An 11,038-nucleotide genomic window follows, 5' to 3' on the forward strand; every position below is an offset into this window, starting at 1 on the left:
GCCGTGCCCGGCGCAGGGATCAAGCCTGACCGCCCGGAGCCGGGCACGGCGGGCCACACCCCCACACCCCCACCACCACGCACCGCAAACCCACACCGCCGCGCCAACGCCCGCCACCGGCCCCCGGGCGAAGCGAGGCAAGCACACCCACAAGAGCCCAGGAACGAACTCACCCAGGAAGAGGCCCCACCCGACCCCGGACCTTGGCCGCACACGAGCCGAGCACCGTTGCCGCGTCCAGCCCGAGGCTCTCGATGGCGACCAGCGCGGTGAACGCCACGTCCGCCAGTTCCGCCGCCACGTCGTCCCGCGTGTGGGTGACGCCCTTGCGCGGATTCTGGCCGAGCAGACCGATCCAGGCGCCCGCCGCCTCCCCCGCCTCCTCGGTGAGCTTGAGGATCCGGCAGGTCATTTCGGCCTGTCCGGTGCCGTTGGCGGCGTCCAGCCAGCCGCGCGAGGCCCGGACCGCGGCCCAGATCGAGTCGTCCACGGCGAATAGTGAACCGGACGAAGGTCACGGTCCGTATCCCGGGACGGTTGGCGGGTACGCGGGTGCCGGGTGGTAGCAACGTGGCTACCAGCAAGTAGTGAAGGGACGTGTCCTATGCCGGAGTCCGTGGAGACGGTGTTCAACAGCGTGGTCGCCCGCAATCCGGGAGAGCCGGAGTTCCACCAGGCGGTGCGCGAGGTGCTGGAGAGCATCGGTCCGGCCCTGGCCCGGCACCCCGAGTACACCGAGGCGAGGATCATCGAGCGGATCTGCGAGCCGGAACGGCAGGTCATCTTCCGGGTGCCGTGGGAGGACGACCACGGCCGGGTCCTGGTGAACCGGGGTTTCCGGGTGGAGTTCAACAGCGCGCTCGGCCCGTTCAAGGGCGGGCTACGTTTCCACCCGTCGGTGTACCTGGGGATCGTGAAGTTCCTCGGCTTCGAGCAGATCTTCAAGAACGCGCTGACCGGGCTGCCGATCGGCGGCGGCAAGGGCGGCGCGGACTTCGACCCGAAGGGGCGCTCCGACCGCGAGGTGATGCGGTTCTGCCAGAGTTTCATGACCGAGCTGTACCGGCACATCGGCGCGGAGACCGACGTGCCGGCCGGGGACATCGGCGTAGGCGGCCGGGAGATCGGCTACCTGTTCGGCCAGTACAAGCGGATCACCAACCGGTACGAGTCGGGCGTGCTCACCGGCAAGGGCCTGGCGTACGGGGGCGCGCAGGTGCGCCGGGAGGCGACCGGCTACGGGGCGGTGTTCTTCGCCGAGGAGATGCTGCGGCAGGCCGGGGACAGCCTGGAGGGCAAGCGGGTGGTGGTGTCCGGCTCCGGCAACGTGGCGATCTACGCGATCGAGAAGGTGCACCAACTCGGCGGGAAGGTCGTCGCCTGCTCGGACTCGTCCGGCTACGTGCTCGACGAGAAGGGCATCGACCTGGAACTGCTGCGGGAGTTGAAGGAACGGCGCCGGGCCCGGCTGGACGACTACGCGCGGCACGTGCCGCACGCGGTGGCGGTCTCCGGTCGTACCGTCTGGGACGTGCCCTGCCAGTTGGCGCTGCCGTGCGCGACGCAGAACGAGATCGGCGGCGCGGAGGCCGCGGCGCTGGTGGCCGGCGGCTGCGTCGCGGTGGTGGAGGGTGCGAACATGCCCACCACGCCGGAGGCGGTGCGGATCCTGGGCCGGGCCGGGGTGCGGTTCGCGCCGGGCAAGGCGGCCAACGCCGGCGGGGTGGCGGTGAGCGCGCTGGAGATGCAGCAGAACGCCAGCCGGGACTCGTGGACCTTCGCCGAGTCGGAGCAGCGGCTGCGGGGGATCATGCGGAACATCCACGACCGCTGCTGGGCCACCGCCGACGAGTACGGCCTGCCCGGCGACTACGTGGCCGGGGCGAACATCGACGGGTTCCGCCGGGTGGCGGAGGCGATGCTGGCGCACGGCCTGATCTGACTGCGAGGCTGGCCCGGTCCGGCGTCAGCGGGCTCGACGCCGGCTGGTCCCGCTGGTCGATGTGCTCGTGCGGCGGTCAGCGGTGGGTCACCGACGGACCCGGCCAGGTGGGGGCCGGGCCGGAGTCCGCACCGGTGTCCCCGCCCCGCACCGTCGAGGCCGCATCGAGGCGCACCGGCAGGTGCCGTTCGGCCTGCCCGACGAAGAGCGCCACCTCGTACGCCATGTCGCCGACCTCCGCGTCACCGCCGATCAGGACGGTGAGGATCGCCCCGTTCCGGGTGGTGGCGGTGAACAGGAACGCCCGGGACATCTGCACGACGACCTGACGCAGCGCCCCGCCGACGCACACCCGGGCCGCGGCCAGGCCGAATGCCTCCAGTCCCCCGACCACACTGGACAGTTGCCCGGCGAGCTCGTCGTCGACACTCCGGGAGACACCGAGCGGCAGCCCGTCCGGGGACAGCACCACCGCGTACTCTGCCCCCGGCACGCGGTCGACCAGGTCGTTCAGCGCGCTGCTCAGGCTGCCGACGCTGACCACGGAAGGCGTCATCTGTCGTCCTCTCCTTGCTCTCGTGACCGGGACCTCGACGGCGTCCGTTCCGGCCAGGTCTGCCGAGTCGCGCCGTCCGACCGGTCGGCGAGGATCGTCCGCAGCAGGGACAGCAACTCGGCCCGGTTGGCGCAGTTGAGCCGGGACCGCATCCGCGCCACGTGGTGCTCCACCGTCTTCGCCGAGATGAACAGCCGGTCACCGATCTCGCGATAGGTCGACCCGGCGAGCACCAGCTCGGCCACCTCCCACTCCCGCTCGCTGAGGCGGTGCCCCGCGGGGCTCGCGACGGCGTCGGCGAGACCGCCCGGAGGGCGCTGCCCGCCCTTGGCCCCGGCCGGGCGTCCCTGCAGCATCCGGGCGCAGTCCAGCAGGGTGGTCATCGCCCGTCGGTCCGAGGTGCGGATGGCGGCCTGGCCGGCGAGCCGAGCGCCGTCCCAGCACAGCCCGGCGTCGTGCAGCCCCCGGGCGGCGGCCTCCACCCGGACCGGGTCGACCGTCCCGCGCAACACCTCCACCCAGCAGGCGGCGGCTGCGGCGACCACCGTGGCGTACCGGTTGTGGTCCGCCGCGCCGAGCAGGGCGGCCACGTGGTCGTCGGCCGCCGTCGGTCGCTCGGCGAGGATCGCCGCGTGCAGGCCACTCCAGTGCAGGGGCACGGTCCACAGCGGCGGGTCGCCGAGCCGGGCCAGCAACTGCCGTGCCTGGCGCAGGTACGGCTCCAGCCGGCTCAGGTGGCCCAGGCGTGCCCCGGCGATGGCCAACTCGCCGAGCGGCAGCAGCGTGAACAGGTCGACAGGGTGGCGGACCAGCGCCTCCAGGGCGGCGCCCCAGCCACGCTGGAGCGCGCCGAGGTCACTGTTGCGCCGGGCGATCCCCATCTCCATCGCCCTGGCGAATAGCAGGTCGCGCGATTCGAGCGGCCGGCCGCCGGCGGTCACCGTGGCGAGGTGGTCGGCCGCGAGGCCGGTCCCTCCTCGGACCATCGCGATCCAGGCCTGCAGCAACCGGTGCCGTCGGGCCAACAGCGGACCGCCGATGCCGCTGGTCACCGCCCGGTCGAGGACCCCCTCGGCGATGTCCAGTTCGCCGCAGTGCATCGCCGTCAACGCGGCGAGCGCGGCCGGGCTGTCCGGCAGGAGCACCGCCCGGCCTGCCGGCTCCAGCAGCGCCGCTGCCTGCACGAGGGTGGACAGCGCGGTGGTGGGTGGTCCGGCGAGGCTGCCCCGAATTCCGTCGGCCATCAGCCGGGCGGCGCTGTGGTGCAGGGTGGGCGGTCCACCGGCACGGTCGTCCGCCGGCGGGTCCGCTCCGTCGACCTGTTGGCCGACGGCGAGTGCGCCGAGGGCGGCGAACGCCTCCGCGGTGGCGCCGCCCGCCCACCGGTACAGCTCCACACTGCGAACGCCCTGGCCACGGTGTGCGAGCGCCGTCGCGGCGACCACCGCCGCCTCCACCTGCTCGGCTGCGGGGGCCGCGGCGAGCAGCCGGTCCGCCAGCCGCAGGGCGAGGTCGAGATCACCGGCGAGCGCCGCGGCGACCGCCTGCCGGACGGCGGCGGGCCGCCCGGCGACCGTGGCCGCGGCGAAGAGTTCCGCCGCGACCGCGGGCTCGCCCGCCAGCGCCTCCTCGGCGGCGGCCTCGAGCGTCGGTGCCGGACACTCGCCGGCCACTCCGGCGGCGAGCAGCGAGCGAACCAGCGGGAGGACCGGCCCACCCCGGGCCAGCTGTAGTTGGGTGAGCCGGAGCCAGACCGCGGTGCGCTCGGTGACCGGGCTCAGCGCGGTCACCGCCCGCCGCACGATCGGCGCGAGCCGGCCGTCCGCGCCGAGCAGCCCGGCCGCCCGGGTCGCGCCGATCAGCTCGTCCACCTCGGCCAGCTCCCGGTCGAGCAGCGCGCCGAGCAGGTCCACCGGCAGCGGTACGCCGGCCGCGACGGCGAGCAGCAGCCGTCGGACGTCGGGAGCCAGGTCCTCCAGATCCGGCCCGAACTCGAGGATGACCTGCCGGGACGGCTCCGCGGGAACGTCCGGTGGTCCCTGCTGGCCGCGCAGCCCGCGGACCAGCCGCTCGACGTAGCGGGGCACACCGCCGGTCTGCCCGTGCACGAAGTCGACCAGGTCGGGCTGTCGGCCGAGCTCCGGCGCGCAGGCGAGATAGGCGGCGGTCTGCTCTCTGGTGAACGGGGTGAGCAGGACCAGGTGCCCGTCCCGCCGCAACGCGGCGGCCAGCTCGGCCAGCGCCGCCGGCCGGGGCCACGGTCGGTAGCCGACGACCAGGCGGTGCCGGCGGGCGGTCACCAGGTGGCGCAGCGCCCGAAGCCGGGCGTCGTCCAGCAGCTGCGCGTCGTCGACCAGCAGCACCGTGTCCGGGTCGACCGCGTCGGGCTGGTCGGGCGCGCTCTCGAGGACGGTGCACCCGGCCCGCCGGTAGACCGCGGCCAGCTCCTGGAGGTAGGCGCTGCGGCCGTGGCCGCCGGGGCCCGTCACGCCGAGCACCAGCGGCGACGTCGGAGCCGCCGCCACCGCGTCGAGCAGGCCCTGCGGCCGCCGGTCCAGCACCAGCCGGTGCCCGGCGACGCCGCTCATGGTCATGCTGGTCATCCTCTGCCGCCCCGCCGGCGGGCCAGCGCCAGGCGGGACGCCTTCGGCAGTTCCAGAGGGGCGAACCGGACCGGGGGGCGCGGTGGTGGTTCGCTTGCGACCCCGCGGTGGTGATCGGGTCGGTGCTGCGGCGCGACGGCCGGCGCACCGACGCGGCCGGCGGTGCCATCGGGGGCCGGGCCGTCGTCCCGCCCCTCGCGCCGGGGGCGCGGCGACACCGTCTGACAGGCGGCGAGGGCCGCGCCCGTCGCGGCGGTCAGCTGCGGATCAGGCTCCACCTCGACCGGTATCGGAAGGGCCGCGGCGAGCAGCTCGGCGATCAGCGGGATCCGGGTGGACCCGCCGGCGAGCAGGACGCCGTCGAGCTGCGCCGGCGCCAGCCCGCCGGAGCGTACGGTCCGCAGCAGCAGGTCGATCGTCGCCTGCACCGCCGGGCGGATCATGTCCTCGAACTGCACCCGGCTCACCGGCACGCGGGCCGGCCCGCTCGGCAGCGTCAGGAGCACGTCGGTCTGCGTGCCGACGGTCAGCTCACGCTTGGCCCGCTCGCACCCGGGCAGCAGCCCGAGCAGCGGGTCGTACGCCTGCCGGGGTGTGGTGCCGCCGAGGTCACGGATGAGTGCGGTGCGCACGTGCTCGGCGAGCGCCTCGTCGAAGTCGGCACCGCCGATCCACTCGAGCCCCTGCGGGAAGCCGAAGGTCTCGTACGTGCCGCGTGGGGTGCGGCGGACGAGGGCCGCCTCGAAGGTGTTGCCGCCCAGGGCGTAGACCACGGCGGCGCTGCCCGGGAAGCCCCGTGCCGCGTGGCTCTCGGCCACCGTGACAGTACGCGGAAGCAGCGTCACGTGGCCCAGGCCGAACTCCCGCAGGGCGGCGTGCAACAGCTCGCGCCGATGCCGGCCCCAGCCCGCCGGGTGGCTGAGCACGACGGCCTGGGCGGGCTCGCCCTCGCGGTCGCGCACGCGTTCGACCACCCACGACGTCAGCACCGCGGTCAGCGTCTGCGGTGGACACGCCTCGCCGGCGAGCATCAGGGGCACGTCGTCGCCGACCCGCCGCACGAAGCCCCGGGCCGTCCGGGCCCCGTCGTCGGTGCCGGGCTCGCCGACCGTGAGCCTGCCGTCCAGGGCGAGGTGCAGCACCGACGGCACGATCACCGACCCCGCGTCCAGCGGGACCCCCTCGGGGCGGCTCCACGTCGCGCCCTGTCGCCGGGCAACGGTGGCCGCGGTGTTGGTGCTTCCGATGTCTATCCCCAGGACGTACGGCATGCGCTTTCTTCCCTCACCGCGAGTCGGCCGGTCGGGGCGACGGCGTCCACACCGCGCGGCGACCACCCCCGGCAAAACCCCGTGGGCTCCTACGTTCGTACCAGAGATCACTCCGGCATCAGGACCCTAAATCAGGCCGGGCCGGGACCCCCCATTCCCCCTAACGTACGAGGGGGCGCGTGCCCTAATCCGGCGGGGCGGGTCGGGGGCTCGGCCCCGATGACCGGAGCCGGTCACCGGCAATAGCGTCGGTGTCGACGATCAACGGTCGCCGACGCACATCGAGGAGATCCCGCACATGACCCTGCACGACTTCGTGCTCAATCTGCTCACCGACGCCGACGCCAAGGCGGCGTTCGACCTCGACCCGGAGGGCGCGCTGCAGGCCGCGGGCCTCACCGACATCACCCCCGCCGACGTGCAGGACGTCGTCCCGCTGGTGGTCGACTACGCCCCGACCCAGGGGCTCGCCCCGGTGGCTCCGGTGACCGGTCAGCTCGGAGCCGACCCGCTCGTGGCAGACGTCACCGGCGCCGTCAGTCAGCTGCAGACGGCGACGCCGGAGCTCAGCGTCGGCGGCTACAGCGGCCTGGACGTCAAGGCCGGTGTGCTCGGCGCCATCACCGTCGACCCGGCGGCCGTCGGCGTCACGGCCACCGTACTGCCCGGGATCGGCCTGGGTGTCGGGCAGAGCGGTCTCGACACCAATCTCGTCGGGGTGCACGACCTGGCGCACACCCTCGACGCCGACGTGGTCGGCGCGGTGGACACCACGGCCGACCCGGTGGTCGGGGATCTGGCCGGCACGGTCGGCAACCCGGGCACCGTGCTCGACGCCACCGACCACGGCCTGCTCGGCACTCCGGACGGCCTGCTCGGGGGCGCGCTGTCCGGCGCCGAGGGCCAGGTCGGCGGGATCGTCGGCTCGCTGGGTGGCGACGACGCGCTGGGCGGGCTCGGTCTGGGTGACGGCGGCACCGGCCTGGTCCCGCCGGTCGACGTGCCGTCGACTGTGGGCGGCGTGACGGGCCAGGTGGACGGCGTCCTCGGCGGCGTCACCGGCGCGGTCGGCGGCGTGACCGGTGACGTCACCGGCGGTGTGAGCGGCAAGGCCGAGGTTCACGGCGAGGTCTCCGCTTCCTCCGGCGGCGGGCTGCTGGGTCTCGGCGACGGTCTGCTCTGACCGTTTTCCGGACGACGGCGGGAAAGCCGGATCGCGGACGGCGATCCGGCTTTCTCCGCATCCCTCTTGATATTTGAGCCGAAATCCGCACACTTGGTGCGGTGATGGCGGGGATCTGGTTGGACGTGCTCGACGGGATCGCCCGCACGTGCCGCGAACACGGACGGGGCGATCTGCTCCAGGCCGTCCGCGACAAGCGCGTCCAACTGCTCGACCCGACCCTGCGCGTCCTGGTCGTCGGCGAGCCGAACCAGGGCAAGAGCCAGTTGGTCAACGCGATCGTCAACGCTCCGGTCTGCCCGGTCGGGGACGGTTCCACCACTGTGCTGCCGACGGTCGTGCGCCACGGCGAGGTCGCCTCGGCGGCGGTGGTCCACACGCCGCCCGCGGCGGGCCCGGTCGACGCCGGGACCGTCGAGCGAACCGCGGTACCGGTGGACCGGATCGCGTCCGCGGTGGCCGGCACGCTCGGGCGTCGGCCCGGCGGCGGCCCCGCGCACGTCGAGATCGGGCTGCCGCGGGCGCTGCTCGGCGCCGGACTGGTGCTGGTGGACACCGCCGGCAGCGACGAGGCGACCGCGATCGGTGGCGGCATCCCGATCGCCGCCGTGAGTCGTGCGGACGCGGTGTTGCTGGTCTCCGATTCGACCCGGGAACTCTCCGTCGCCGAGATCAACATGCTGCTGCACATCACCCGGTCGCACCCGAACGTGGTGGTGGTGCAGACCAAGACCGACCTGGTGACGGACTGGCGTGCCGTCGCCGAACGCAACCGGCGACACCTCGCCGAGGCAGGCGTACCGGCGGCGCTGATCCCGGTCTCGTCGGCGTTACGCCTGCGGGCGGCCGTCACCGACGACCGCGAGCTCAACGCCGAGTCGGGCTTCCCGGTGCTGATCGCCCGGCTCCAGCGGGACCTGGCCGGCAAGGCCGATCCGCTGGCGCGCGCCTCGGTGGCGTTGACCGCTCGAACGGTGGTCGAGCAGCTCGCCGCGCCGCTGCGCGCCGAACTGGAGAGCCAGGAGGCGCAGCAGCAGTCCGGCCCGATCTCCCAGCTGCACGCGGCCCAGCGGGAGGTCGACGAGTTGCGTCGCTGCTCCACGCGCTGGCAGAACACCCTCAGCGACGAGATGGGCGACCTGCTCTCCGACATCGAGTACGACCTGCGCGACCGGACCCGCCAGATCCTGCGAATGGTCGACGAGGCGTTCGACACGGCGGACCCGCTCGTCGCCTGGGACACCTTCCAGGACTGGCTCGAACGCAGCATGACCGAGGCGGCGGAGGCGAACCACGAGTGGCTGGTCCAGCGCTGCGACTGGGCCGCGCGCCGGGTGGCCGCCAACTTCGCCCGGTACGGCTACGACGTGCTGCCGCCCTGGTCGGTGACCGTGCCGGAGGACCTCGGCGACCGGCTGCCGGAGATCGAACGACCGCACATCGACCGGTTCACCGCGAGCCAGAAGGTGATCACCGGCATGAAGGGCTCGTACGGGGGCCTGCTGATGTTCGGCCTTGCGCTCACGCTGGCCGGCATGCCGATGATCAACCCTGTCTCGATCGGCGCCGGCGCGCTGTTCGGCGGCAAGAGCATCCACGACGAGAGCAGACAGCTGCTCCGCCGCCGCCAGTCGACGGTCAAGACGGCGATCCAGCGCCACGTCGACGACTACTTCGTCCGCATGAACAAGGACTGCCGGGACACCGTCCGGCAGGTGCAGCGGATGCTCCGAGACCACTTCACCGCGCTGACCGAGGAGTTGCAGGAGGCCATCATCCAGTCGTTCCGCACCGCCAAGCAGGCTGCCGACACCGACATGGCCGTCCGCGAGCAGCGCCAGCGCGAGATCCGACTGAAGATGACCCGGCTGGCCGCGCTCTACGACCAGGCCCAACAGTTGACCGGGGCCCGGACCGCCCCGGCGGGGCTGGGGTCCCCCGCATGACCGTCGGCCTGCGGCTCGACGAGGCGGTGTGGGGGCTGCTGCAGCGCGCCCTGCAGCTCTACCGGGACAACCCGCGGGCCACCGCTGCTCTCCGTCACCAACTGGCGCGGTTGGAGCAGCCGCTGCGCCTCGCGGTCGCCGGCCCCTGGCGTTGCGGGAAGTCCACGGTGCTGAACGCCATCATGGGCGAGGAGGTCGCGCCCGTCGGCGACGCGGACGGCACCGACGTCTTCACCTGGTACGAGGACGCGCCGCAGCCACGCGCCATCGCCTACTCGACCAGTCACCCGCCGCAGGAGCTGGCGATGGTCAAGTCGGCGACGGGGATGCGGGTGGACCTCGTCGGCTGGCGAGCCGGCGAGCTGCGCGACATCGTGGTGCGGTGGCCCACCCGGGCCCTACGGCAGGTGACCCTCATCGACACGCCCGCGATCACCGGCGTGGACGAGCACGGCCGGGCGCCGGTGATGGACCGGGTCCTGCGCGACGCCGACGCGGTGTTGTACCTGACCCGGGACGGTCGCGGCACCGACCTGAGGGTCCTGGAGAGCAGCCGGGAGAGCGCCGTCGGCCAGGCGGCCCCGGTGAACGTCGTCCTGGTGCTGTCCCGGGCCGACGAGACCGGCGGCGGACAGATCGACGCCCTGCTCACCGCCCGCCAACTCGCCCGCCGGCAGTACCGCGACCCCCGCGTGAACGCGCTCTGCGTGGACACGGTGGCGTGCAGCGGGCTGATCGGCCTGGCCGGCCGGGTGCTCAGCGAGTCGGATTTCGCGGTGCTCGCGCAGTTGGCCCGCGTGCCCCGTGAGGCCCTGGAGCCCCACCTGCTCTCGGCCGACCGCTTCGCCGGCGGCGAGCTACCCGTACGGCTGGACGCCGAGGTACGCGCCGCGCTGCTCGACCGGCTCGGCCTCTTCGGGGTCCGGCTCGCGACCACCCTGGTCCGTACCGGCTGCGACAACCGGGCCAAGCTGTCCGCCGAACTCATCCGCCGCAGCGGCCTGACCGAGCTGCGCGAGTCGGTGAACCGCCTCCTCATCGACCGGCGGGACGCGCTCAAGGCGCGCTCGGCGATGGTCGCCGTGGAGGCGCTGCTGCGAGCCGAACCCGAACCGGGCGCCGATGAGCTGCTCACCATGCTGGAGCAGATCCTCGCCGGCGCGCACGAGTTCCAGGAGCTGCGACTGCTCGCGGCGTTGCGGAACACCCGGCTCGGCTTCGACACCGAGTTGGCCGAGGAGGCACGGCGGCTGGTCGGCGGGGACGGCGTCGGCCTGGCCGCCCGACTCGGCGTCGAACACGGCGCGACCACGCAGCAGCTCTGGGATGTCGCCGCCGACGCGCAGTGGAGCTGGCGGAACCGGGCGGAGGACAGCTCGCTCCGGCTGACCCAGCGGCGGGGCGCACAGGTCGTCGTCCGCAGCTGCGAGGGGATGCTCGCCGAACTGGCCGAGGGCGGCCGCTGACGGTCGGATGCGAAGACGCCGCTGGCCGGCACCCCGCACAGGGGTACCCGCCCGCCGCGTCAAGCGGAAAT

8 protein-coding genes are annotated in these 11,038 nt (G+C 73.7%); 4 read left to right on the forward strand and 4 right to left on the reverse strand.

The window, feature by feature from the left end; translation table 11 throughout:
- Window positions 1-169: 169 nt before the first annotated feature.
- Window positions 170-490 carry a MazG-like family protein gene (locus tag ABZ793_RS34125; protein WP_357465034.1) on the reverse strand — a complete coding sequence of 107 codons (321 nt, stop codon included), beginning with the start codon at window positions 488-490 and terminating at the stop codon, window positions 170-172.
- Between the two features lie 114 nt (window positions 491-604).
- Between ABZ793_RS34125 and gdhA the strand changes: the two genes are divergently transcribed.
- Entirely contained in the window at window positions 605-1,942 is a 1,338-nt protein-coding gene (gene gdhA / locus ABZ793_RS34130) for an NADP-specific glutamate dehydrogenase (protein ID WP_357465036.1), read from the forward strand.
- A 76-nt stretch (window positions 1,943-2,018) separates the two neighbouring features.
- Here the strand turns inward: gdhA and ABZ793_RS34135 are convergent, their stop codons facing one another.
- The 3 genes from ABZ793_RS34135 to ABZ793_RS34145 are packed head-to-tail and all read right to left on the reverse strand — an operon-like array spanning window position 2,019 to window position 6,372.
- A complete protein-coding gene (locus tag ABZ793_RS34135) occupies window positions 2,019-2,498 on the reverse strand; it encodes a roadblock/LC7 domain-containing protein (RefSeq protein WP_357465038.1) in 480 nt (159 codons plus the stop codon).
- Window positions 2,495-5,092, reverse strand: coding sequence for a helix-turn-helix transcriptional regulator (locus tag ABZ793_RS34140; protein ID WP_357465040.1), 2,598 nt, complete (start codon window positions 5,090-5,092; stop codon window positions 2,495-2,497). The genes ABZ793_RS34135 and ABZ793_RS34140 overlap by 4 nt, the downstream gene beginning before the upstream one ends.
- A 5-nt stretch (window positions 5,093-5,097) precedes the next feature.
- Window positions 5,098-6,372 carry an Hsp70 family protein gene (locus ABZ793_RS34145; RefSeq protein WP_357465042.1) on the reverse strand — a complete coding sequence of 425 codons (1,275 nt, stop codon included), beginning with the start codon at window positions 6,370-6,372 and terminating at the stop codon, window positions 5,098-5,100.
- A gap of 298 nt (window positions 6,373-6,670) precedes the next feature.
- Between ABZ793_RS34145 and ABZ793_RS34150 the strand changes: the two genes are divergently transcribed.
- From ABZ793_RS34150 to ABZ793_RS34160, 3 genes are all read left to right on the forward strand, one after another.
- Window positions 6,671-7,555, forward strand: a complete 885-nt coding sequence (locus tag ABZ793_RS34150; protein ID WP_357465044.1) for an IniB N-terminal domain-containing protein — start codon at window positions 6,671-6,673, stop codon at window positions 7,553-7,555.
- Window positions 7,556-7,659: 104 nt separating this feature from the next.
- Window positions 7,660-9,501: a dynamin family protein gene (locus tag ABZ793_RS34155; RefSeq protein WP_357465047.1), complete on the forward strand. Its 1,842-nt coding sequence runs from the start codon at window positions 7,660-7,662 to the stop codon at window positions 9,499-9,501.
- Complete coding sequence (locus ABZ793_RS34160; RefSeq protein WP_357465049.1) at window positions 9,498-10,967, forward strand: GTPase domain-containing protein; 1,470 nt, start codon at window positions 9,498-9,500, stop codon at window positions 10,965-10,967. Before ABZ793_RS34155 ends, ABZ793_RS34160 begins: the two co-directional genes overlap by 4 nt.
- Window positions 10,968-11,038 lie beyond the last annotated feature (71 nt).

It is taken from the genome of Micromonospora sp. NPDC047465 (assembly GCF_040643125.1).
Classification (GTDB): Bacteria; Actinomycetota; Actinomycetes; order Mycobacteriales; family Micromonosporaceae; genus Micromonospora.

Excerpts from the sequence above, each read along its gene's own strand:
- ABZ793_RS34155 (WP_357465047.1), top strand. The coding sequence starts at position 7,660 with ATGGCGGGGATCTGGTTGGACGTGCTCGACGGGATCGCCCGCACGTGC.
- gdhA (WP_357465036.1), top strand. The coding sequence starts at position 605 with ATGCCGGAGTCCGTGGAGACGGTGTTCAACAGCGTGGTCGCCCGCAAT.
- ABZ793_RS34160 (WP_357465049.1), top strand. The coding sequence starts at position 9,498 with ATGACCGTCGGCCTGCGGCTCGACGAGGCGGTGTGGGGGCTGCTGCAG.
- ABZ793_RS34145 (WP_357465042.1), bottom strand. The coding sequence starts at position 6,372 with ATGCCGTACGTCCTGGGGATAGACATCGGAAGCACCAACACCGCGGCC.
- ABZ793_RS34135 (WP_357465038.1), bottom strand. The coding sequence starts at position 2,498 with ATGACGCCTTCCGTGGTCAGCGTCGGCAGCCTGAGCAGCGCGCTGAAC.
- ABZ793_RS34150 (WP_357465044.1), top strand. The coding sequence starts at position 6,671 with ATGACCCTGCACGACTTCGTGCTCAATCTGCTCACCGACGCCGACGCC.
- ABZ793_RS34140 (WP_357465040.1), bottom strand. The coding sequence starts at position 5,092 with ATGACCATGAGCGGCGTCGCCGGGCACCGGCTGGTGCTGGACCGGCGG.